This is a genomic window from Streptomyces sp. AM25, from assembly GCF_058146165.1.
Genome location: NZ_JBKIWN010000009.1, coordinates 131,869 through 152,479 on the forward strand (window position 1 = coordinate 131,869; position 20,611 = coordinate 152,479).

Genomic DNA, 20,611 nt, shown 5'->3' on the forward strand with positions numbered 1-20,611 from the left:
GCAACGATGGGAGGAGAGGCCGAGGAGGTGGTGGTCCGGCATGAAGGTGCCCCGCCTGCACGCCGGTGAGGGTGCGGGGGCCCTGGCGGCCCTGGTGGCGGGCCTGCTGCTCGTCGTCGGGATCAACGCGGCCCTGGCCGGCGACCGGCCGTTCGCCACCGCCGCCTGGACGGCCTCCGGAGCCGTCGCCCTCGCCCTGGCCGCGGGCGTCCTGCACAGCCGCCGCCGCTCCGTCGCGCGCGCGGCGGGGACACCGCTGCCGGAGCGGGTGGACGACGACTGGTTCACCGGACCGACCTTCGAGGGCTTCCCCGCGGAGGCCGTCCGGCCCCTGCTGGAGCGGCCCGGTTCCCCGAGCCGCAGCGAGGTGTGCACCGCGTGGGTGCTCGCCACGCACGGCCACGACGCCGGCTGGATCACGGACCACCTGGATCTTCCCCCGGAGGTGGCCCGGGTGCTCGTGGCGGCCGCTCTACAGCGGGACTGACGGGCCGGCTCTCCGGGCGGGAGAGCCGGCCCGTCGGCGTCCCGTTTGCATACAGATGCGAATCTCGGCAAACTGCCCGATGCCCGACGGCCACCCGCCGTGCACTGCCTTTTCTCGACGCGGCGGGACCGATGCCGGATCATCGGTACACAGGCCGCCGTGTGCTGGGGGTTGTCCCGATGTCCTTCCCGTCGCGATCCGCCGCCTCGCGGGCGTCCCTGCCCTCGCGGGTGGCCGGGCGGTTCTCCCGCCTGTCGTGGGTGGACGCGGTCGTGGCCGCCGCGGTGCTGGTGGGCCTGTACCTGATGCTGAGGGTGGGCAAGGGGGCGACCGTCTCCTTCGACCCGGCGAACGTCGCCAGGGTGGACACCGACCCCGCGAAGCTGCCGTACTACGCGGCGCGGAGCCTGCTGCGGATGTTCACCGCCCTGGCCGCATCCGTCGCCTTCACCCTGGTCTACGGCTACGCGGCCGCCCGCAGCAGGCGACTGGAGCGGATCCTCGTCCCCGCCCTGGACATCCTGCAGTCCGTCCCCGTGCTCGGCTTCCTCTCGGTCGCGGTGACGGGCTTCCTCTCGCTGTTCCCCGGCTCGATGCTCGGCCTCGAATGCGCCTCCATCTTCGCGATCTTCACGTCGCAGGCGTGGAACATGACGTTCGGCTTCTACCACTCGCTCATCACCCTGCCCCACGAACTGGACGAGGTCTCCCGCTCCTTCCGCTTCACCCGCTGGATGCGGTTCTGGAAGGTCGAACTGCCCGCCGGGGCCATCGGGCTCGTCTGGAACGGGATGATGAGCTTCGGCGGCGGCTGGTTCTTCCTCGTCGCCTCCGAGGCGATCAGTGTCTCCGGCCACAAGTACGCGCTGCCCGGCGTCGGTTCGTTCGCGGGCACCGCCATCGCCGAGGGCGACCTGGGCAAGGTCGGATGGGCGGTCGGCACCATGACCGTCATGGTCGTCGGCGTCAACTTCCTCTTCTGGCGGCCGCTGACGGCCTGGGCGGAACGCTTCAAGAACGAGCAGTCCGAGGCCGCCGACGTCCACCGGTCACTGGTGCTGGACTTCCTGCGGCGCTCCTCCTGGCCGCGCCTGCTCGGCCGCGCGGCCCGGCCCGTGGGGGAGGCGCTGGGCCGCGCGGGACGGTTCCTCGGCACCGACGACCGGCCGCTCGCCGTCCGCACGGGCCGCCGCCGGGCCGGCGACCTCGTCTTCGGGCTGGCGTCCGGCGGCCTCGTCGCCTGGGGCCTGTTCGACCTGCTCGGCTATCTGCGGTACCGCACCGGGCTCGGCGTCTTCGGGGAACCGCTGCTGCTGGGCCTGGCCACCCTCGCCCGCGTCGTCGTGCTCGTCGCCGTCGCCACCGTCGTCTGGGTGCCCATCGGGGTGCGCATCGGCTTCTCGCCGCGGCTGGCCCGGATCGCCCAGCCCTTCGTCCAGATCCTCGCCAGCTTCCCCGCCAACTTCCTCTTCCCGCTGGCCACCTGGTTCTTCCTGAGGACCGGGCTGTCGCTGAACATCGGCGGCATCGTGCTGATGGCGCTGGGCGCCCAGTGGTACATCCTCTTCAACACCATCGCCGGCGCCGCGGCCGTCCCCTCCGACCTGCGGGAGGCCATGGACGACCTGGGGGTGCGCGGCTGGCAGCGCTGGAAGCGCCTGATCATCCCCGGCATCTTCCCGGCCTACGTCACCGGCGGCATCACCGCCTCCGGCGGCGCCTGGAACGCCTCGATCGTCTCCGAGGTCGTCACCTTCGGCGGCACCACCCTGACCGCCACCGGCCTGGGCGCTTACATCGCCCGCGCCACCGCCCGCGGCGACTACCCGCACCTGATCGCGGGGATCGCCGTCATGTCCGTCTACGTCGTCGGCCTCAACCGCCTCGTATGGCGCAGGCTCTACCGCCTCGCCGAGACCAGGTACTCGCTGTGAACCGGCCTGCCGGAAGGAGCCCCGCCATGGCCCCGAGCCCCGCCGTCGACGTGACGGCCCGTCCCCGCCCGGCCGACGGCGAGGTCCTGCTCGCCGCCGAGGCGGTCACCAAGACCTATGCCGGCGCCGACGCCGAACTCCCCGTCCTGGCCGGGGTGGACCTGGAGATACGCGCCGGGGAGATCGTCGCCCTGCTCGGCCGCTCCGGCTCCGGCAAGTCCACGCTGCTGCGCTGCCTGGCCGGCCTGATCCCCGCGAGCTCCGGCACCGTCACCTACCGCGGCAAGCCCCTCGACGGCGCCAATCCCGGCACCGCCATGGTCTTCCAGACCTTCGCGCTGCTGCCCTGGCTGACCGTCCAGCAGAACGTCGAACTCGGCCTGGAGGCACGGGGCGTGCCCGCCCGCGAGCGCGCCGAGGCGGCGCTCCAGGCCATCGACCTCATCGGCCTCGACGGCTTCGAGTCCGCCTACCCCAAGGAGCTCTCCGGCGGTATGCGCCAGCGCGTCGGCTTCGCCCGCGCCCTGGTCGTCGAACCCGACGTGCTGATGATGGACGAGCCGTTCTCCGCGCTCGACGTCCTCACCGCGGAGAACCTGCGCGGCGAGCTGCTGGAGCTGTGGGAGTCCGGCCAATTCCCCACCCGCGCCGTCGTGTTGGTCACCCACAACATCGAGGAGGCGGTGCTGATGGCCGACCGCGTCGTCCTCCTCGGCTCGCGCCCCGGCACCCTCAGGGCCACCTTCGACGTCCCCCTGGAACGTCCCCGCGACCGCAACTCGCCCGCGTTCGACGCGCTCATCGACGCGATCTACCAGGTGATGACCGGCCGCGAGAAGGACACCGCCCCGCACCTGCCCGGCCGCACCGCCGCCGGCCCCGCGGAACTGGCCAGGCGCACCCTGGCCAACACACCGCTGCCGCGGGCCAGTGTCGACGGCCTCTCCGGCCTCGCCGAGATCGTCGCGCAGCACGGTGACCACTGCGACCTGGCGGACCTCGCCGAGGAACTCGGCCTGGAGGTGGACGACCTGCTGCCCCAGGTCGACGCACTGGACCTGCTGGGCTTCTCCCTCGTCCGCGAGGGCGACCTGCTGCTGACCCCGCGCGGCACCGCCTTCGCGGGCGCGGACGTGCAGGAGTCCAAGCGGATCTTCGCGGACGCGGTCCTGGAGGCGGCCCCCCTGGTCAAGCTGATCGTCACCACCCTGCACCGCACGGCGGGCCCGGTACGCGCGGGCTTCTTCCGCGACCTGCTGGCCCACCACTACACGAGCGAACAGGTGACGGAACAGCTGGAAACGGCCACGGACTGGGGCCGCTACGCGGAGCTGTACGCGTACGACGCGGGCCCGGAGGAGTACGAACTGGACGTCCCGTAAGGGGCGCGGGGCAGTTGAATTATGCGGCTCCGCCGCGTGGGCGCGATCAGCCACGACGAACCCGCAGCTGCAAAATCAGGCGCTGGCCGCAGGCCGCCCGCGCCGCAGGCGCGCGGCCGCCCCGACCCGCCCTCGAACGGTGGCTATGTCCGCGGCGGGCAACGATTCCGCCGCGGCAGGCTCCTCCGGCGAAGCCACCTCGCCCTGCGCAGCAAGCACCGCGCCCTCCAAGAGTGTGCGCACCTGATCCCCGGCGGCCCGGTAATAGATCCGCGTCCCCTCACGCCGCGAGGCGACGAGTCCCGCGCTCCGCAGCCGCGCAAGATGCTGGGAGACGGCGGCGACATGCGCGCCGACCATGTCCGCGAGCTGGCCCACGGAGTGCTCGCGGCGGGTCAGTGCCCAGAGCACCTGGAACCGCGTGGGGTCGGCCACCGCCTTCAGCACGGCGACGGCCTGTTCCACCCTGTGGGCTTGCGCATCCATGCCGAGGAGTTTAGGTCGTGCACGGTGGATCTTCCTGTGACCTGCACGGCTTCACCCCCCGGAGGGGCACCGGCTCAGAACCAGCTGTCGTTGTCGTTCTCGCTGTCGACCTCGACGTACTCGCTGTTGTCGATGTAGTTGTTGACGACGCGCGGCTCGTCGTCGTCCATCATCTCGTTGATCAGCGCACCGCCGATCGCACCGGCCGCGACACCGGCCGCCACGCCGCCCCAGCCGGGACCCTGGCGCTGCGGCTGGGCGTAACCGGGCTGGGCCGGAGCGGCGTAGCCGGGCTGCGGCGCGTAGCCGGGACGGCCCTGGGGCGCGGCGTAACCCTGCTGGGGCGCCTGCGCGTAGCCCTGCTGCGCGTAACCGGCGTTGTTGCCCTGCGCCGCCTGCTGCTGCATCGTCGCCCAGCGCTGCGCGCACGCGGTGCACGCCATGACGTTGCGGACGACGCCCCACTGCGGCGCCCACATGACGTTCTGCATGCCCTGGCCGTGCGACGGATCAAAGAAACAGTTCATCGGACCCTCCCGAGTACAGCCCCCTGCAATGCGGGGCTACGAGGCGTCAGGCTACTCGATCGTCTGCCCGGAATACGCGGCCGTACGGACCCGTTACGGTCGCGGAGCAAGGTAACGGCCGAGGGAAGCGGGAAGGCGCTCATGGGCAGCAGCACGGTGGAGCTCACCAAGGACAACTTCGACGCGATCGTCTCCGACAGCGGGTTCGTGCTCATCGACTTCTGGGCCGCGTGGTGCGGGCCCTGCCGGGCGTTCGCGCCGGTCTACGAGAAGGCGGCCGAGCGGCACGGGGACCTGGTGTTCGGGAAGGTGGACACCGAAGCGCAACCGGAGTTGGCGGCTGCGTTCGAGATCCGGTCGATTCCGACGCTGATGATCGTGCGGGAGAACATCGCGGTGTTCGCCCAGCCGGGGGCGCTGCCCGAGGCCGCGCTGGAGGACGTCATCCGCCAGGCGCGGGCGCTGGACATGGACGAGGTCCGGGAGTCCATCAAGAAGGCGGAGGCGGAGCGGCCTGACGACCAGTGAGGTCGTGATACGGCACGATACGACCGGTAAATCGTCCTACGGAAGGAAGTGGCATGGCAACGAACCGCATTGCGCACACGGTCTGGACCGGCGACCTGCTCAAGGGCAGCGGCACCGTCAGCTTCGACTCGTCGGGCATCGCCGACCAGCCGGTGTCCTGGCCGTCGCGGTCCGAGCGGGCCAACGGCAAGACGAGCCCGGAGGAGTTGATCGCCGGGGCCCACTCCAGCTGCTTCTCCATGGCCCTGTCGCACGGCTTGGCGGGCGCGGGCACCCCGCCCACGCGCCTGGAGACCAAGGCGGAGGTCACCTTCCAGCCGGGCGAGGGCATCACGGGCATCCACCTCACGGTGCGCGGTGAGGTGCCGGGCCTGGACGAGGCGGGGTTCGTCGCCGCGGCGGAAGAGGCGAAGAAGAACTGCCCGGTGAGCCAAGCCCTTGCCGGCACCACGATCACGTTGTCGGCCGAACTGGCCTAACCGGGACCGCGTCAGGATTTCAACGTCGCGTAGACGATGAGGTTCTCCACGGGGTGCCCGTCCGGGTCCAGGTCGCCCGCGCAGGTGACCAGGCGCAGTGCCTTCTCGCTCGTGCCGCCGTAGACCTTCTGGGTGGGGAAGGCGTCCTTCCGGACGGTCTCCGTGCCGGTGACGGTGAAGTGCAGCACTTCACCGTCACCGCGCCGGACGTCGATGACCGTGCCCGTGCCGACCTTCTTCAGGTCGTGGAAGACGGCCTCGCCGTTGCGGGTGGCGTTGTGCCCGATGATCACGGAGGCTCCGGCGGCGCCGGGCACGACGCTGCCGGTGTACCAGCCGGCGGTCATGCCCTTCGCGGGCGGCGGGACCTGCACGGTGTCGTCCTTGTTCAGGCCCAGCCGCATCAGCGGGCTGTCCACGCCGATGGACGGTATGGACACCCGCGACGGCTCCTCGTCCTGCGCCGGACCGCCGATCGCCTTGTCCGTACCCCCGCCCAGCGAGCAGCCGGCCAGCAGTAGCACCGGCAGCACCAGCAGCAGGGCGAGGGGGGAGAGTCGTGTGCGGGACATGGCCTCACCGTACGGAGGGGCGGCAGGCGCCCGCCTCGTACGATCGGCCAGCTTCGGCTCCGTCTAAAGAACGAGCTGTGGAACGAGCCGCTGGAAGAGCCCCCACGTGAACTCCGCAACGTACTCCTGCCCCGTCCCTCCCTCGTCCGGCGCCGTGAAGGAGAGCCGCCAGCGGGTGGGGGCCGTGCCCTCCATGGGGCGGGCGGGGGCGAAGGCGCGGGCCACCTCGTCCACCGTGCACGTCCAGGGACGCAGGTCGGCGGCCGTGCGCAGGGCGGGGCCGCGCGAGGCCGGGGCGCGGACCAGCCACTCGTTCCAGACCGCGCCGCCCGGTGCGGCCAGCACCTCGAAGCGCAGGCCGGGCCAGAGCGGCACCGGCCAGGTCAGGGCCTCGAAGGCCAGGTCGCCGACGGTGCGCGTGGTCACGGTCTCGGGCGGGCCGAGCACGGAGCGGTAGCGGGGGCCGGCCGCCCGGCGCCGCGGGGAGTGCAGCATGGCCTGCCAGCGCCGGTTGGCCTCGCGCATCGCGGACCGGTCGGTGCCCAGCTCGTGCAGGGCCTCCTCGACCAGTCCCGGCTGGTGGTCGGCCATCCGGCGCAGCAGGACGAGCTGGAACTCCAGCGGGCCGAAGGGCTCGGGGACTGTGCTCATGGGGTTCATGGTGGCGCACCACCAGCCCCTCCGGCACCCGGTCCGGCCGGACTCGGTGACCGGAATCGTAAGGATCCCCATGGATCGGGGAGTTGTGGGGCAAGGAGCCTGAAGTCCCCTCGCCCGCCTGCCGTTTCGCGCAAGCTTTACCTGCCGTCGGCCGGGAGCTGGCCGGGAGGCTGCCCGGGCCGGGTGCCCGCCGGGTACGGTCTGGCCATGACGGAAATCGACCCCCAGTGCTCTGCCCTCGTCCTCGTCGACCTCATGGAACGCACCGTGGCGTTGCCCCTCGCGCCGCACAGTGGTGACGAAGTGGCCGGAAGGGCTACGGAGTTGGCGCGCGCGTTCCGCAAGGCGGGGGCGCCGGTGGTGGCCGTGCGGGTCGAGCGGCCCGGGCTCGCCGAACAGCCGCCGGGCAGCGGGCTGCTCCCCGGGGTCGCGGAGCCGGGCGACATCGAGATCGTGAAGCGGGCGGTCGGCGCCTTCCACGGCACGGATCTGGACGACCGGCTGCGCGGGCTGGGCGTGCGCACCCTCGTCCTCGCCGGGATCGCCACCAACCTCGGGGTGGAGTCGACGGCACGGGCCGCCGCCGACCACGGCTACGAGCTGGTCTTCGTCGAGGACGCGATGAGCGCGATGACGGCGGAGGAACACCGGGCGTCGGTGACACTGGACATGCCGAGGCTGGGCACGGTGACCAAGGCTGCGACGGTTCGCGTGGCCCCGTAAGGGGCGCGGGGAACTGCGCGAGCAACCACAAGGGACCCGCGCGTACCGTCTACGCGTCGATGCCGAGCATCCGCTTGAGCAGGTCCCGCAGCACTGCTCGGTCAGCCGCCGACAAGGCGGCAAGCGGCTCACGCGCAAAGTTCAACGAAGCCCGCAGCCGCGAAGACGTCGCGCGCCCGGTCTCCGTGACAGCGGCGAGCTTCACCCGGCGGTCGTCGGGGTCGGGCCGTCGCTCCACCAGGCCGCGGGTCTCCAGCCGGTCCACGATGCCGGTGACGTTGGACGGCTCGCACTTCAGCTGCTGGGCGATGCGCCGCATGGGCAGCGGCTCGCGCGAGAGCAGGGCCAGGACACGCGCCTGGGCGCCGGTCAGTGCGTGCTGGGAGGCGGCGTGCTCGTACTCTTCGTGGTAGCGCGCCACGACCGTCCCGATGAGTTCGACCACCTCGACCGTGAGGGCGTCGGCGGGGGTGGCGGAGTCGTGGCTGTGCTGCGTCATGGGTAACAGGCTACTCCTTTGCTTGACAACATGAAATATCGAGGAGCATGGTTGTTTCAGGAAGTGAAGCTTTAGGAGGCTCCGCCCATGTCGTCCGCACTGCCCGCCACCAGCCGTGAATGGCACCTCGTCGCCCGCCCGCAGGGCTGGCCGAAGCCCGAGGACTTCGCCCTGCGCGAGACGACGGTATCCGAGCCCGGCGAGGGCCAGATCGTCGTCCGCAACCTGCACCTCTCGGTCGACCCGTACATGCGCGGCCGGATGAACGACACCAAGTCGTACGTCCCGCCCTTCCAGCTCGACCGTCCCATGGACGGCGGCGCGGTCGGCGAGGTCGTCGCCTCCCGCGCCGAGGGCTTCGCGCCCGGCGACCACGTGCTGCACGGGCTGGGCTGGCGCGAGTACGCGCTGGTCGACGCGCAGCGCGCGGTCAAGGTCGACGCGGCGGCCGTCCCGCTCTCCGCCTACCTCGGCGTGATGGGCATGCCCGGCATGACCGCCTACGCGGGCCTGCTGGAGGTCGGCTCGTTCAAGGAGGGCGACGTCGTCTTCGTCTCCGGCGCGGCCGGCGCCGTCGGCAGTATGGTCGGCCGGATCGCCAAGCTCAAGGGCGCCGCGCGCGTGATCGGCAGCGCCGGCTCGGCGGAGAAGGTCCGCTACCTCACCGAGGAGCTCGGCTTCGACGCGGCCTTCAACTACAAGGACGGCCCGGTCCTGGAGCAGCTGAAGGAGGCCGCCCCCGACGGCATCGACGTCTACTTCGACAACGTCGGCGGCGAGCACCTCGAGGCCGCGATCTCCGTCCTGAGACCGCACGGCCGCGCCGTGCTGTGCGGTGCGATCGCCCAGTACAACGACACGGAGCCGGCTCCCGGCCCGCGCAACATGGTCCAGGTCATCGGCAAGCGGCTGCGCCTGCAGGGCATGATCGTCTCCGACCACGAGGCGCTGCGCCCGCAGTTCTTCCAGGAGGTCGGCGGCTGGGTGCGCTCCGGCGAGCTGGAGCCCCGCGAGACGGTCGTGAAGGGCATCGAGGGCATGGGCGAGGCCTTCCTCGGCCTGCTCCGCGGTGACAACACCGGCAAGATGATCGTCAGCCTCTGACGCCCAGACCCCAGACGGTTTCAAGAAAGGTTTCTCCCATGCCTGTTCAGCCCGTTGACGTCGCCTACACCGCCGTCGCCACCGCCGAGAACGGCCGTGACGGCCGTGTCGCCAGCGACGACGGCAAGCTCGACGTCGTCGTCAACCCGCCGAAGGAGCTCGGCGGCAGCGGTGCCGGCACCAACCCGGAGCAGCTGTTCGCCGCCGGCTACAGCGCCTGCTTCCAGGGTGCGCTGGGTGTCGTGGCCCGCCAGGAGAAGGCCGACATCTCCGGCTCGACCGTCACGGCCGAGGTCGGCATCGGCAAGACGCCGGAGGGCGGCTTCGGCCTGAAGGTCGCCATCTCGGCGCACATCCCGAACGTGGACGAGGCCACGGCGCTCACGCTGGTGGAGAAGGCGCACCAGGTGTGCCCGTACTCGAACGCCACGCGGGGCAACATCGAGGTGACGCTGGCGGTTCGCTAGGCGCCGGGGGAGGGGTGGTTCAGGGCAACGGGACCTCCGCCGACACCAGCCCCTCCCCGCCTCCCAGTTCAGCCAGGACGGCCCCGTCCGGCCCCCACACCCCGCTGAGCCCGCACGCGTCGTACGGGCCCGCGGGGCCCGTGTGGTTGGCCAGCAGGACGGACAGGCCGTTGTCCGCGGCCAGGGCCGGGAAGACCGCCATCCGTTCCGCAGCGCCGCCGCCCGTCCCGTACAGCGAACTGGCCAGCAGCACGCGGCACTTGTCCGCCACGGCCCGTTCCGCCAGGTCCGGGAAGTGGGCGTCGTAGCAGATCGCCAGGCCGAACCGGACGCCGTCCAGGTCGAAGCGCCCGTCCGTCCTCCCCGGCACGAAGCCGGCCGCGAGTTCGGTCTCCGTCACGTGCTGCTTGTCGTAGTGCGCGAGGAGCGCGCCGTCCGGCCCGTACACGTACGAGCTGATCGTGAGGCCCGGGCCCGGGCAGTTGACGACGGCCGCGACCCCCACGGCCCGGCACGCCTCCCGTACCGGCGCGAGCCGCGGGTCGTCCTGGGCCAGGGTCAGCCGCCCGGGGTCGGCGGCGACCGCCTCCAGTTCGTACCCCGTGACGGCCAGTTCGCCGAAGACGACGAGCGAGGCGCCCTGTTCCCCGGCCTCCGTTACGAACCCGGCCATGCGGGCCGTGTTGGCCCCGATGTCGCACGGCCGGGCCGTGAACTGCGCTGCTGCGATGATCATCCGGCCATCATGACCGAGCCGGGTCCGTAGCTGCCAGGCCCGCCCTGATGACCTCCCTCACCTGGGCCGTGATCGCCGTCCGGTTCCGGACGAAATCGGGATCGGTCACCTTGTCCGTGTCGTCCTTCCCGAACTCCAGCACCGGCGTGTGCAGATGGCCGCCCGGCACCCGCAGGTGCAGCGCGTCCCGCAGCAGCGTCGCCCGGTAGGCGATCTCGTTCGAGAGGTAGTCGCCACCGCCGCCCGCGCGGGCCGTCGAGCCCGGGGTCGGGCCGTCCGGGCGGTCGACGGGCTCGGTCGCCCCGGCCGGGATCTCGGTCACGGCCGTGTGGTCGTACACCGGGAACGGACCCGTCTCCGCCGTCGTGATCGCCGCGTACGGGAGCGTGGTGGACGTCCACTGCGGCTGCGGGTGCACGGTCGGCACGCCGGGCGGGACGGGGACCGTCTCCGTGCGGGAGAGGCGGACGTTGTCCGGATAGCCGCCGCGCCACGCGCCGTTGGTGCGTTCCACGTCGAAGCGGCCCGGGCGGCCCTGGCTGATCGTGGTGAAGTAGTCCACCCGGTGCGGGCCCGGGCGGAAGTACGGGAGCAGGGTCCGCTCCACGACCCCGGCCGCGAAGTCGTCCCAGCGCACGGGGAAGAGGGCCGCCGCGATGCGGGCGGGGCCGGACGGGGTGTCGACGGTCGTGCCGTCCAGGGCCAGGGCCGCCGCGCCGGACGGGTTCGAGCGGCGGACGTCCGCGTCGAGCTGGAACGGGTCGAAGCCCGTGACCAGCACGCGCTTCACGGAGCGCCCCGCCGGCAGGTCGATCGCGTCCTGGCCGCGCGAGCCGCGCTCGACCTTCCCTATCAGCGTGTTCCGCTCCCGCTCCGGCAGCGGGAACGCCGGCCGCCACTCGCGCAGCGCGCGCGTCATCCCCAGCCGCGCCCAGTACAGCGGGCGGTCGTCGTCCCGGCTCAGGTCCCCGCGGGCCGGGCCGCGGCCCTGGACGCGGTCGACGGCCCGGCGCCACAGCCGCCGCCCGTCGGTGGCGGCGAGCCGCTCCGCCTGGGCGGTGCTGCGGGTGCGCGCGAGGGCGCGGGCGAAGGCGGGCGCGACGTCGTCGAAGCCGCTGCGGCGCAGGATCTCCTGCGGGACGGGCCCGTCGAGGCGCTGTTCCTCGACGGTGGGCGGGGCGAGGGTCCGCTGTGCCGCCTGGGCGGACGGTGCGGACAGGGCGAGCGGGGCGCAGGCCAGCAGGGCGATGACAGTCTTCTTGGTGCGTCTCATGGTGCGGAAGGAAATCACTGTGATCGCGTTGATGGTAGAGGGCTGACAACACCCCTTTTCGGCCAGTGGTTTTCCGGCCACAATCGACGTCATGCTCCCCATAGTCGCGCACGGCCCCGCCCCGCTCTTCGACCCCGGAACCGGTCAAGGAGCCCGTCAGTTCACCGAGTTGGCGATAGCGCTGCTGCTGTCCTCGCTGGTGGGCCTGGAACGCGAGTTACATCAGAAGAGCGCGGGGCTGCGCACGCACACCCTCGTCGGGGTGGGCAGCGCGCTGTTCATGGAGGTCTCCATCCACGGCTTCGGCTCCGTGGTCGGCCTCGACGGCTACAGCGTGGACCCCTCGCGGGTCGCCGCACAGATCGTCTCCGGCATCGGCTTCATCGGCGGCGGCCTCATCTTCGTCCGCCGCGACGCGGTGCGCGGCCTGACCACGGCCGCCACGATCTGGCTGACCTGCGCCGTCGGCATGTCCTGCGGCGGCGGACTGCCGCTCCTCGGCGCCGCCGCCACCCTCGTCCACTTCCTGGTGGTGCGCGGCTTCCCCCTGGTGACCCGCCGCCTGGCGACGAGTGCCCCGGTGGCCCAGCGCGTCGAGCTCCGCCTGTCCTACCGGACCCGCCGCGGCCTGCTGGGCCGGGTGCTGGAGCTGTGCACCAGGAACGGCTTCCAGGTCACGGACGTCCACATCGACGCCGAGGCCCAGGACCGGACCGGCCACGGCAAGGTCAAGGAGGCCGGCGTGGTGCTGTCCCTGGAGGGCAAGGGGCCGGCGCACCCGCTGGTCGAGGAACTCACCGACTGGGAGGGCATCCTGGGCGTCGGCCTGCGGTCGGAGCGGGACCGGACGGAGTAGGCGGAGCGGTGGGGTGAGGACCGGCGCCGGGCGCACTATTCACCCCATTGGGCAAAGAGTCCCTCATTTCCCTTTAAAGGGAGGGGGGTTGGGCAGGGCACCGGGTGTCAGTGCCCTGCCGATCCTCACGAGGAGACGTCATGAGCAACTACGGCGGGACGCCCCGCCACGGTCTGGTCATCGAACCGCGGTCACGAGCCGCGATCTACCTCAACGACTGGCGCGCCAACGACCTGGAAGCCGGCAAGTTCTTCCCGCAGAGCAAGGGCGGGCTGTCCGACCCGTACGCCCCCGACGACACCCCCAACCACCTTCCGCCCGAGGACGGCGAGCTCGCCAGCGCCGGGCGTCCCCACTCGGCGCTCCTCGATGAGCCGCACACCGACTGGTTCAAGACACCGGTGACCTCCGGCGGTTCGCAGCAATTCGTCTGGCGGTTCACCGAGAACCACAGAACCCGGCGCTGGAACTACTTCATCACCAGAGCCGACTGGACCCCGTCCGCCCCGCTGGCCCGGTCGCAGTTCGAGGACAGGCCGTTCCATCAGGTCCAGCTCGCCTGTCGGCCCTACTGGACGTGCGACGGCCTCAGGCCCGAGAGTCCCACGCGGCACACCGCCACGCTGCCCGAGCGCCGTGGCTACCAGGTGATCCTCGCCGTGTGGGAGGTCGCCGACACGGGCAACGCGTTCTATCAGGTCATCGACGTCGACTTCGTGACGTAGGCCGGCACGCTCGCGCTCAGCAGCGGCGCACCGCGTACGAAGCCGCCCCGGCGCGGGGGAGGTTGGCCCAGATCCGGGTCCCCTCCACCGCCGGGGCGGGCCGCGCGGCACCCCAGGTGCCGCGGCACTCGCGCACCACACCGATCGCGAGCAGCAGCTGTCGCCGCCGCCGGGCCGTACAGGCGGCATGGAGTGCCCGGTCGCGGTGCCCGGGCGGATGCGCCATCAAGGCCGGCAAGGCCGACCACTTACTCTGATCGGGTCCGCGCCCCGTAGGGGCGCGGGGCTCTATTGGATATGCGGCTCCGCCGCGTGGGCGCGAGAATCCACAGCGGACCCGCACCCGCCGAACAGCAGTGCCACCTGCTCGGCATAGCGCTCCACCACCTCCGCCGAACGGCCATCGGCACCGAACAGCCCCCGGGCCAACTGCGGGTACACCGCGAGCGCATTCGCCGCGCTCATCTGAATGAGCAGCAGTGCAGCCGGATCGAACCGTTCGTCGACCTCGCCGCTGCGCTGCCGCTCGCGCAGCACCCCCACCTCGTGCCGCAGTCGTGCGTTGCGTTCGGCCGCCGCCTCCTCGTCGGCGTCCTCGCCGGTGTCGGCGAGGCCCTCCCAGGCGAGGAGGCGCCCGCCGAGATGCGGGTCGACGCTCGCCCGTACGTAGCGCTCGATCATCTCGGCGCCGTCCATGTCGTCGGGGAACTCCCGGGCCTCGTAGGCCCGCCAGCGGCGGCCGATCTCCCGGAACAGGCCCTCCTTGCCGTCGAAGTAGTACGTGATGAGCTGCTGGTTCACGCCGGCCCGCGCGGCGATCGCGGACACCCGCGCACCGGCGAAGCCCTTGGCGGAGAACTCCTCGGTCGCGGCGTCGAGGATCAGTGCCTTGGTGCGCTCGGGGTCGCGCTGCCGCTCATGCGCGCCCGGCGCCCGTCGCGCGCTCGTCACACGCTTCTTGGGGGTCATGGGCAGGATTCTGCCATCCGTTCAAGTACCTTAGTCATCCGTCTGGTTGACAAGTTCACCCAAGCAGTTGACTCTGGCGACATGGACCAGCGAGAGACGCAAGTGCTCGTCGTCGGAGGGGCCCTCACCGGGCTGAGTGCCGCTCTCTTCCTCGCCCACAAGGGCGTTCGCGTGACGGTGCTGGAACGGCACCCCGACCTGCTCACCCACCCACGGCTGCGCGGCATCACGCCGCGCACCGTCGAAGTCCTCTGCCAGGCCGGACTCGGACCGGCGATCCGCAAGGCGAGCGCCGACGGCGAGGACGCCGCCTTCGTGCCGCTGCGGGCGACCACGCTCGCGGACGACTACGAACCGGTGGAGGAGCCCCACCACGAGTCGTTCACGGACCCCCGCACCTACAGCACCTCGACCTTTGCGCGGATCGACCAGGACCGGCTCGAACTCCTGCTGCGCGACCGCGCCCTCGAACTCGGCGCCGAAGTCCGCTGCTTCACCGAGGTGATCGCTCTCGACCAGGACGCCGACAGCGTCACGGCCACCGTCCGGGACCGCGCGAGCGGCGACGAGCAAGCGATCCGCGCGGACTACGCCGTCGCGGCCGACGGCTCGAAGAGCCGGATCCGCACGTGGCTCGGGATCGGGAGCGACGGGCCGGGAGTGCTGTACGACACGATCACCGCGATGGTCGACGCGGACCTCTCGGCCGCCGTGCGCGGCCGCCGGATCGGCATCGTCTACCTGCAGAAGCCGCGCCCGTTCAGCACGATGATGCCGTACGACGACTCGGGCTCGCGATGGCTGTTCGGCACCGGGTACGACCCGCAGCACGAATCGGTGACGGACTTCACCGCCGAACGCGTGGCGGAGATGGTGCGGGACGCATCCGGACTGGACGGCATCGACGTCTCGTTGCGGCCCCAGATCCCCGGCACCGACGTCACCGTGCTCGGCTTCCCGGTCGGCGCCCAGGTCGCGCGGTCGTACCGCTCGGGCCGGGTGTTCCTCGCCGGGGACGCGGCGCGCAGCCAGCCTCCCACGGGCGGGTTCGGCGGGAGCACCGGTATCCAGGACGCCCACAACCTGGCCTGGAAGCTCGCGGCCGTCCTCGCGGGGCGGGCAGGCCCCGGACTGCTCGACACCTACGACGCCGAACGGCGGCCCTACGGCCGACTCGCCATGCAGCAGGCGTTCGCCCGGTTCGGCGACAGGATGGCCGGCGGCGCGCAGGCGGAGCTGCTCGACCACGCGGCGGTGACGATGGGCTTCCGGTACGCCTCGGCCGCCGTACCCGGCAGCCACGAGACGGAGCCGGTCCCCGTCGCCGAGTTGCGTGCTCAACCCGGCACACGGGCACCGCACTGCCCGACCGCGGACGGCGGTTCCACCCTCGACCTCTACGGCGAGACCTTCGTCCTCCTGACCGGCCGCGACGGCCAGGAGTGGGCCCGGGCGGCGGTGGGCATGGACATCCGGTCGCACGTCCTCGGCGCAGCCGATGAGGCGGCGCACGGCATCGGCTCCCACGGCGCGGTACTCGTCCGCCCGGACGGCTTCGTCGCCTGGCGCAGCCGGTCCGCCGCGCCGGACCCGGCAGCGGTGCTCGCCGGGACCCTCCGGGCCGTCCTCGCCCGGCAGGGAGACTGACCTCTTGGCCGTTCCTTTGCACGAGGTTTCTCGTCGTTCCACCTTGCTGCAACCATTCGCCAACAGTGGCGAGGTTGGCTTTCCAGCAGGTCAGCCGGGGGTTCCGAGGGGCTCCCGGCCCTGAACGGAAAGCGCACGTATGAACATCAAGCGTCATGCCAAGCAGGCCTTCGTCACGGCAGCGATGGCCGCGACCGCCGTCGGCGGCCTCGGAGTCGCCCAGGCGCAGGCGGTCGGCGGGCACACCGCCCAGCACGGATCCGGCAGCCACGGCTCGCACACCCAGGTGGAGGAGCCCGGCGGCGAACACGGTCACAGCGGCGGCCGCGGTGGCGCAGGCGGCAGCAGCGAGGAGGGGTTCCGGCCCTTCTCCGGCCGGGGCGAGTCGACGAACGGCCATGTGGTCGACGGAGAGTCCGGCAGCCACCACAGCGGCCACCAGCACGGTGGCCACAACGGCAGCGGCGAGGGCGGAAGTTCGCAGGACAGCCGCTTCCCGGGCGAGGGCAACCGGGTCGGGGGCGGCACCGAGGGCGGCAAGACCGGCCACGGTGGCAAGTCCGGCAAGGGCGGCAACTCCGAGGGCGGCAAGACCTCTGAGGGTGGCAACGACACTCAGGGCACCAAGACCACTCACGGAGGCAAGTCCAGCGAGAGCGGCAAGTCCGGCCAGGGCAACAGCACCGAGGGAGGCAAAACCTCTCACGGTGGCAAGTCCACCGAGGGTGGTAAGTCCGGCGAGGGCAGCAAGTCCACCGAGGGTGGTAAGTCCACCGAGGGTGCCAAGTCCGGCGAGGGCAGCAAGTCCGGTCAGGGTGGTAAGTCCACCGAGGGTGCCAAGTCCGGCGAAGGCAGCAAGTCCGGCGAGGGCAGCAAGCCCAGCCACAACGGCAAGTCCAGCGAGGGCGGCAAGTCCGAGCAGGGCGGCAACTCCGAAGGCGGCCACGGCACTCACGGTGGCGGCCACGGCTCCCACGGCGGTGGCGCCGGCGAAGCCGCCGGTGTCGCAGGCGCCGCTGGTGCCGGCGCGGCCGGTGCCGGAGCAGGGGAGGCGGGCGCAGGCGCAGGCGTCGGTGCCGGAGTCGCCGCCGGCGTCGGAGCCGTCGGCGCCGGAATCGGCAGCCACGGCGGTCACGGTGGTGGCCATGGTGGCAACACCGAGCACGGCGGCGGCAGCGAAAGCCACGCCCAGCACGGTGGCGGCAACGGAAGCCACACCGAGCCGCAGGGCAACAACGGCAACGGCCACACCCAGGACACCAACGGCGACGTCCACTACCACGGCGACGGCGACGTCACGCACAACGGCGACGGCAACGTCGTCCACCACGGCAACGGCAACGTCACGCACAACGGCACCGGGAACGTCACCCACCACGGCACCGGCGACGTGACCCACAACGGCACGGGCGATGTCACGCACAACGGTCACGGCGACGTGACCACCAGCGGCAAGGGGGACGGCAAGGTCACGCACAACGGCCGCGGCGACGTGAACGTCGGCAACAACAGCCACGGCGACGTCACCGGCAACGTCACGCACAACGGCCGCGGCAACGTGAGCGTCGGCGACAACAGCGACGGCTCCGTGAACGTCAACATCGACCACAACGGCCACGGACACGTCACCGCCGGCAACGCCGACCACGGCCCGGTGCACAGCCAGACCTCCGGCACCATCAACCACAGTGGCGAGGGCCATGTCGCGACCGGCAACAGCTGGAGCGGCAACATGGACGGGGCCACCGCCCAGCGCGGCGACGGTGGGCTGACCATCAACGGCAACCGCGGTCACGTCATCGACGGCAACAACTTCAACACCCCGCCCAGCACGAGCTACCAGCACAGCGACGGCTCCACCAGCCACGTCCCCGGCACCACCGACGCCCTCCGGCAGGAGGCCGATCAGATGGCCCACGACGCCGCCGTGGCCGAGACGGGCATCGAGGCTGCGAAGGCCGCCGAGACGGCCAAGCTCGGCATCGAGGCCTCCCAGGCGGCCCAGGCCGCGGCGAAGGCCATGAACGGCGCCTGAGACCGCCGACCTTGGGGGGTACGGAGGCGCCGAACCCCCCAAGGGGAGCAACTCCCGCCGACCGGCGTCACGATGACCCCATGACGAACGAGGACAGGAACCACGACGACGTCATAGAAGACCTCATAGAGTCCGCCCTCCACTCCCTCGACCTCGACACCAAGGCCCGGCTCCTCGCCGGGCAGGACCTGTGGACCCTGCCCGCCGTCCCGGCGATCGGGCTGCGCTCCCTGGTGATGTCCGACGGGCCCGTCGGCGTCCGCGGCACCCGCTGGACCGCCGACGACCCCTCCCTCGCCCTCCCCAGCCCCACCGCCCTCGCCGCCGCCTGGTCGCCGGAACTGGCCCGCCGCGCCGGCCGGGTGCTGGCGGGGGAGGCCCGGCGCAAGGGCGTGCACGTCCTCCTCGCGCCGACCGTCAACCTCCACCGCTCCCCGCTCGGCGGCCGCCACTTCGAGGCGTACAGCGAGGACCCGCACCTCACCGGCGAGATCGGTACCGCGTACGTCCGGGGCGTCCAGGACGGCGGCGTCGCCGCCACCGTCAAGCACTTCGTGGCCAACGACGCCGAGACCGACCGCTTCACCGTCGACAACAAGGTCCCCGCCCGCGCCCTGCACGAGCTGTACCTCGCCCCGTTCGAGGCGATCGTGCGGAACGCCCGCCCCTGGTGCGTCATGCCCGCCTACAACAAGGTCAACGGCACCACCATGACCGAGCACCGCCACCTCCTGCGCGAAGTCCTCCGCAACGCCTGGCACTTCGACGGCGTCACCGTCTCCGACTGGCTCGCCGCCCGCCACACCGCCCGCGCCCTGCTCGGCGGGCTCGACGTGGCCATGCCGGGACCGGACACGGTCTACGGGCCCGCGCTCGCCGCCGCCGTCCGCGCAAGGACCGTGCCGGAAGCGGCCGTCGACGCCGCCGTCCGCCGGGTCCTGCTGCTCGCCGCCCGCACCGGTGCCCTCGACGGCATACCCCGGCCGGCGCCGTCCGCCCCCGAGGACGACGGCCCGGCACTCGCCCGCGAGATCGCCCGCCGCTCCTTCGTCCTCGTACGGAACGACGGCACCCTGCCCCTCACCGGCACTCCCCGTATCGCCCTCCTCGGCGCCGCGGCCCGCGACGCCCGCATCATGGGCGGCGGTTCGGCGCAGGTCGTCCCCGGGCGGGTCGTCTCCCCGCTCGACGGGCTGCGCGCCGCGCTCCCGGACGGCGCGCTCACCTACGCCGTCGGCGCGGAGACCGGCGACGAACTCGCCCCGGCCGCCCACGGCTTCACGCTGCGGGCGGTCTGCCGCGACGCGGCCGGACACGTCCTGGGGGAGGCGCGGCTGCCCGACGGCATGCTCCTGTGGGCGGACGAACTCCCCGACGGCGTGGACCGTTCCGCCCTGCACACCGTCGAGATCACCGGTACGTTCACCCCGCGCGAGAGCGGCCCGCACCTCTTCGGCACCCGGGGCACGGGTGCGTACCGGCTCACCGTCGGGGACACCGTCCTCTTCGACGGCGAACAGCGCCCCGCCGACGCCGGCGACCCCTTCGAGGCGTTCCTCGGCGACCCGGCCGAGCGCGGCCGCATCGCCCTGAAGGCGGGTGAACCGGTCGGCGTCCGCCTCGTCCACGCCGTCGACGGCCCCCTCGCCTTCTCCCTCCTGCACCGCGAACCCGTGCGGGACGCGGACGAGTTGCTGCGGGAGGCGGTCGACGCCGCCTCCCGTGCGGACGTCGCCGTCGTGGTCGTCGCCACGACCGAGCGCGTCGAGAGCGAGGGCTTCGACCGCACGGCCCTCGCCCTCCCCGGCGGCCAGGACGAGCTCGTGGCCCGCGTCGCCGCCGTCAACCCCCGCACCGTCGTGGCCGTCACCGCGGGCGCACCCGTGGAACTGCCCTGGCGCGACGGCGTGGCGGCCGTCCTGCTGTGCTGGTTCCCCGGCCAGGAGGGCGGGGCGGCCCTCGCCGACGTGCTGCTCGGCACCCACGAGCCGGGCGGTCGGCTGCCCACGACCTGGCCCGCGGCCCTCGCGGACGCCCCCGTCACGCGCGTTGTCCCCGACAAGGGTGAACTCGCTTATGAAGAGGGCGTGTTCATCGGCTACCGTGCATGGCAGAAGGCGCACGCGGCTCCTGCGTACGCCTTCGGCCACGGCCTGGGCTACACCGACTGGTCGTACGAGGCGTTGGACGTCCGAGGCGAAGGCAGCGAGGGTACGGACGTCCGCGCCACCGTACGCGTCCGCAACGTCGGCGGCCGCCCGGGCCGTGAGGTGGTCCAGCTCTATCTCGCCGTCCCACCGGACGGTGAGGTGGAACGGCCGGTCCGTCGCCTGGCCGGCTTCGCCTCGGTGGAGGCGGAGCCGGGCGGCACGGCGGAGGCGGTGGTCGCGCTGGACCCCCGCGCCTTCGCGGTGTGGGACGAGGGGACGTCCGCCTGGCGGCGGGTGCCTGGTGCTTACACGGTCGAGGCGGGCCGCAGCATCGCCGACCGCCGCCTGAGCGCACCGTGGCGGGTGCGCTGA

Annotated in this window: 22 protein-coding genes; 13 read left to right on the plus strand and 9 right to left on the minus strand. The window is 72.2% G+C overall.

Annotation, left to right across the window (positions count from 1 at the left end; genetic code table 11):
- The first annotated feature begins 40 nt into the window (after positions 1-40).
- The 3 genes from ACLHRZ_RS13265 (at position 41) to ACLHRZ_RS13275 (ending at position 3,803) form a co-directional block, all read left to right on the plus strand.
- The gene (locus tag ACLHRZ_RS13265; RefSeq protein WP_490418580.1) at positions 41-487 is read left to right on the plus strand and encodes a hypothetical protein; all 447 of its coding nucleotides are present in this window, start codon (positions 41-43) and stop codon (positions 485-487) included.
- A 179-nt stretch (positions 488-666) separates the two neighbouring features.
- Entirely contained in the window at positions 667-2,421 is a 1,755-nt protein-coding gene (locus tag ACLHRZ_RS13270; RefSeq protein WP_490418581.1) for an ABC transporter permease, read from the plus strand.
- Positions 2,422-2,447: 26 nt separating this feature from the next.
- The gene (locus tag ACLHRZ_RS13275; protein WP_490418582.1) at positions 2,448-3,803 is read left to right on the plus strand and encodes an ABC transporter ATP-binding protein; all 1,356 of its coding nucleotides are present in this window, start codon (positions 2,448-2,450) and stop codon (positions 3,801-3,803) included.
- Between the two features lie 75 nt (positions 3,804-3,878).
- Here the strand turns inward: ACLHRZ_RS13275 and ACLHRZ_RS13280 are convergent, their stop codons facing one another.
- The gene (locus ACLHRZ_RS13280) at positions 3,879-4,289 is read right to left on the minus strand and encodes an ArsR/SmtB family transcription factor (RefSeq protein WP_490418583.1); all 411 of its coding nucleotides are present in this window, start codon (positions 4,287-4,289) and stop codon (positions 3,879-3,881) included.
- Between the two features lie 74 nt (positions 4,290-4,363).
- Positions 4,364-4,816 carry a hypothetical protein gene (locus tag ACLHRZ_RS13285; RefSeq protein WP_490418584.1) on the minus strand — a complete coding sequence of 151 codons (453 nt, stop codon included), beginning with the start codon at positions 4,814-4,816 and terminating at the stop codon, positions 4,364-4,366.
- 141 nt (positions 4,817-4,957) lie between these two features.
- Here ACLHRZ_RS13285 and trxA point away from each other — a divergent pair, with 141 nt between their 5' ends.
- Both trxA and ACLHRZ_RS13295 read left to right on the plus strand, forming a co-directional pair.
- Positions 4,958-5,344, plus strand: a complete 387-nt coding sequence (trxA, locus tag ACLHRZ_RS13290) for a thioredoxin (protein ID WP_490418585.1) — start codon at positions 4,958-4,960, stop codon at positions 5,342-5,344.
- A gap of 53 nt (positions 5,345-5,397) precedes the next feature.
- Positions 5,398-5,823 (plus strand): OsmC family protein, encoded by a 426-nt coding sequence (locus tag ACLHRZ_RS13295; RefSeq protein WP_490418586.1) that lies wholly within the window; start codon positions 5,398-5,400, stop codon positions 5,821-5,823.
- Positions 5,824-5,834: 11 nt separating this feature from the next.
- Here the strand turns inward: ACLHRZ_RS13295 and ACLHRZ_RS13300 are convergent, their stop codons facing one another.
- Positions 5,835-6,395 (minus strand): class F sortase, encoded by a 561-nt coding sequence (locus ACLHRZ_RS13300; RefSeq protein WP_490418587.1) that lies wholly within the window; start codon positions 6,393-6,395, stop codon positions 5,835-5,837.
- A gap of 63 nt (positions 6,396-6,458) precedes the next feature.
- Positions 6,459-7,055 carry a hypothetical protein gene (locus tag ACLHRZ_RS13305; protein ID WP_490418588.1) on the minus strand — a complete coding sequence of 199 codons (597 nt, stop codon included), beginning with the start codon at positions 7,053-7,055 and terminating at the stop codon, positions 6,459-6,461.
- 207 nt (positions 7,056-7,262) lie between these two features.
- On the opposite strand from ACLHRZ_RS13305, the gene ACLHRZ_RS13310 reads away from it, so the two are divergent.
- The gene (locus ACLHRZ_RS13310) at positions 7,263-7,778 is read left to right on the plus strand and encodes an isochorismatase family protein (RefSeq protein WP_490418589.1); all 516 of its coding nucleotides are present in this window, start codon (positions 7,263-7,265) and stop codon (positions 7,776-7,778) included.
- A 49-nt stretch (positions 7,779-7,827) separates the two neighbouring features.
- On the opposite strand, the gene ACLHRZ_RS13315 is transcribed toward ACLHRZ_RS13310, so the two are convergent.
- Positions 7,828-8,277, minus strand: a complete 450-nt coding sequence (locus ACLHRZ_RS13315; RefSeq protein WP_490418590.1) for a MarR family winged helix-turn-helix transcriptional regulator — start codon at positions 8,275-8,277, stop codon at positions 7,828-7,830.
- Between the two features lie 87 nt (positions 8,278-8,364).
- On the opposite strand from ACLHRZ_RS13315, the gene ACLHRZ_RS13320 reads away from it, so the two are divergent.
- The gene (locus ACLHRZ_RS13320; protein WP_490418591.1) at positions 8,365-9,381 is read left to right on the plus strand and encodes an NADP-dependent oxidoreductase; all 1,017 of its coding nucleotides are present in this window, start codon (positions 8,365-8,367) and stop codon (positions 9,379-9,381) included.
- A 38-nt stretch (positions 9,382-9,419) separates the two neighbouring features.
- Positions 9,420-9,848, plus strand: a complete 429-nt coding sequence (locus ACLHRZ_RS13325; protein WP_490418592.1) for an organic hydroperoxide resistance protein — start codon at positions 9,420-9,422, stop codon at positions 9,846-9,848.
- A 19-nt stretch (positions 9,849-9,867) separates the two neighbouring features.
- Here ACLHRZ_RS13325 and ACLHRZ_RS13330 read toward each other — a convergent pair whose 3' ends face one another.
- Both ACLHRZ_RS13330 and ACLHRZ_RS13335 read right to left on the minus strand, forming a co-directional pair.
- Entirely contained in the window at positions 9,868-10,584 is a 717-nt protein-coding gene (locus ACLHRZ_RS13330; RefSeq protein WP_490418593.1) for a carbon-nitrogen hydrolase family protein, read from the minus strand.
- Between the two features lie 7 nt (positions 10,585-10,591).
- Entirely contained in the window at positions 10,592-11,857 is a 1,266-nt protein-coding gene (locus ACLHRZ_RS13335) for a PA0049 family protein (RefSeq protein ID WP_490418594.1), read from the minus strand.
- A 91-nt stretch (positions 11,858-11,948) separates the two neighbouring features.
- On the opposite strand from ACLHRZ_RS13335, the gene ACLHRZ_RS13340 reads away from it, so the two are divergent.
- Entirely contained in the window at positions 11,949-12,713 is a 765-nt protein-coding gene (locus ACLHRZ_RS13340) for an MgtC/SapB family protein (RefSeq protein WP_490418595.1), read from the plus strand.
- Positions 12,714-12,853: 140 nt separating this feature from the next.
- Positions 12,854-13,438: a lytic polysaccharide monooxygenase auxiliary activity family 9 protein gene (locus ACLHRZ_RS13345; RefSeq protein WP_490418596.1), complete on the plus strand. Its 585-nt coding sequence runs from the start codon at positions 12,854-12,856 to the stop codon at positions 13,436-13,438.
- A 16-nt stretch (positions 13,439-13,454) separates the two neighbouring features.
- On the opposite strand, the gene ACLHRZ_RS13350 is transcribed toward ACLHRZ_RS13345, so the two are convergent.
- Entirely contained in the window at positions 13,455-13,664 is a 210-nt protein-coding gene (locus ACLHRZ_RS13350; RefSeq protein WP_490418597.1) for a hypothetical protein, read from the minus strand.
- Positions 13,665-13,726: 62 nt separating this feature from the next.
- Positions 13,727-14,407 (minus strand): TetR/AcrR family transcriptional regulator, encoded by a 681-nt coding sequence (locus tag ACLHRZ_RS13355; protein ID WP_490418598.1) that lies wholly within the window; start codon positions 14,405-14,407, stop codon positions 13,727-13,729.
- Between the two features lie 81 nt (positions 14,408-14,488).
- Between ACLHRZ_RS13355 and ACLHRZ_RS13360 the strand changes: the two genes are divergently transcribed.
- The 3 genes from ACLHRZ_RS13360 (at position 14,489) to ACLHRZ_RS13370 (ending at position 20,611) form a co-directional block, all read left to right on the plus strand.
- Positions 14,489-16,054, plus strand: a complete 1,566-nt coding sequence (locus tag ACLHRZ_RS13360) for an FAD-dependent monooxygenase (RefSeq protein WP_490418599.1) — start codon at positions 14,489-14,491, stop codon at positions 16,052-16,054.
- Between the two features lie 139 nt (positions 16,055-16,193).
- On the plus strand, positions 16,194-18,089 hold the full coding sequence (locus ACLHRZ_RS13365; protein WP_490418600.1) for a hypothetical protein: 1,896 nt from the start codon (positions 16,194-16,196) through the stop codon (positions 18,087-18,089).
- An 80-nt stretch (positions 18,090-18,169) separates the two neighbouring features.
- Positions 18,170-20,611, plus strand: a complete 2,442-nt coding sequence (locus tag ACLHRZ_RS13370) for a beta-glucosidase H (RefSeq protein WP_490418601.1) — start codon at positions 18,170-18,172, stop codon at positions 20,609-20,611.

What these genes read in the sequence shown, in the direction of transcription:
- ACLHRZ_RS13265 (WP_490418580.1), top strand. Translation starts at nt 41, where the DNA reads ATGAAGGTGCCCCGCCTGCACGCCGGTGAGGGTGCGGGGGCCCTGGCG.
- ACLHRZ_RS13270 (WP_490418581.1), top strand. Translation starts at nt 667, where the DNA reads ATGTCCTTCCCGTCGCGATCCGCCGCCTCGCGGGCGTCCCTGCCCTCG.
- ACLHRZ_RS13275 (WP_490418582.1), top strand. Translation starts at nt 2,448, where the DNA reads ATGGCCCCGAGCCCCGCCGTCGACGTGACGGCCCGTCCCCGCCCGGCC.
- ACLHRZ_RS13280 (WP_490418583.1), bottom strand. Translation starts at nt 4,289, where the DNA reads ATGGATGCGCAAGCCCACAGGGTGGAACAGGCCGTCGCCGTGCTGAAG.
- ACLHRZ_RS13285 (WP_490418584.1), bottom strand. Translation starts at nt 4,816, where the DNA reads ATGAACTGTTTCTTTGATCCGTCGCACGGCCAGGGCATGCAGAACGTC.
- trxA (WP_490418585.1), top strand. Translation starts at nt 4,958, where the DNA reads ATGGGCAGCAGCACGGTGGAGCTCACCAAGGACAACTTCGACGCGATC.
- ACLHRZ_RS13295 (WP_490418586.1), top strand. Translation starts at nt 5,398, where the DNA reads ATGGCAACGAACCGCATTGCGCACACGGTCTGGACCGGCGACCTGCTC.
- ACLHRZ_RS13300 (WP_490418587.1), bottom strand. Translation starts at nt 6,395, where the DNA reads ATGTCCCGCACACGACTCTCCCCCCTCGCCCTGCTGCTGGTGCTGCCG.
- ACLHRZ_RS13305 (WP_490418588.1), bottom strand. Translation starts at nt 7,055, where the DNA reads ATGAACCCCATGAGCACAGTCCCCGAGCCCTTCGGCCCGCTGGAGTTC.
- ACLHRZ_RS13310 (WP_490418589.1), top strand. Translation starts at nt 7,263, where the DNA reads ATGACGGAAATCGACCCCCAGTGCTCTGCCCTCGTCCTCGTCGACCTC.
- ACLHRZ_RS13315 (WP_490418590.1), bottom strand. Translation starts at nt 8,277, where the DNA reads ATGACGCAGCACAGCCACGACTCCGCCACCCCCGCCGACGCCCTCACG.
- ACLHRZ_RS13320 (WP_490418591.1), top strand. Translation starts at nt 8,365, where the DNA reads ATGTCGTCCGCACTGCCCGCCACCAGCCGTGAATGGCACCTCGTCGCC.
- ACLHRZ_RS13325 (WP_490418592.1), top strand. Translation starts at nt 9,420, where the DNA reads ATGCCTGTTCAGCCCGTTGACGTCGCCTACACCGCCGTCGCCACCGCC.
- ACLHRZ_RS13330 (WP_490418593.1), bottom strand. Translation starts at nt 10,584, where the DNA reads ATGATCATCGCAGCAGCGCAGTTCACGGCCCGGCCGTGCGACATCGGG.
- ACLHRZ_RS13335 (WP_490418594.1), bottom strand. Translation starts at nt 11,857, where the DNA reads ATGAGACGCACCAAGAAGACTGTCATCGCCCTGCTGGCCTGCGCCCCG.
- ACLHRZ_RS13340 (WP_490418595.1), top strand. Translation starts at nt 11,949, where the DNA reads ATGCTCCCCATAGTCGCGCACGGCCCCGCCCCGCTCTTCGACCCCGGA.
- ACLHRZ_RS13345 (WP_490418596.1), top strand. Translation starts at nt 12,854, where the DNA reads ATGAGCAACTACGGCGGGACGCCCCGCCACGGTCTGGTCATCGAACCG.
- ACLHRZ_RS13350 (WP_490418597.1), bottom strand. Translation starts at nt 13,664, where the DNA reads ATGGCGCATCCGCCCGGGCACCGCGACCGGGCACTCCATGCCGCCTGT.
- ACLHRZ_RS13355 (WP_490418598.1), bottom strand. Translation starts at nt 14,407, where the DNA reads ATGACCCCCAAGAAGCGTGTGACGAGCGCGCGACGGGCGCCGGGCGCG.
- ACLHRZ_RS13360 (WP_490418599.1), top strand. Translation starts at nt 14,489, where the DNA reads ATGGACCAGCGAGAGACGCAAGTGCTCGTCGTCGGAGGGGCCCTCACC.
- ACLHRZ_RS13365 (WP_490418600.1), top strand. Translation starts at nt 16,194, where the DNA reads ATGAACATCAAGCGTCATGCCAAGCAGGCCTTCGTCACGGCAGCGATG.
- ACLHRZ_RS13370 (WP_490418601.1), top strand. Translation starts at nt 18,170, where the DNA reads ATGACGAACGAGGACAGGAACCACGACGACGTCATAGAAGACCTCATA.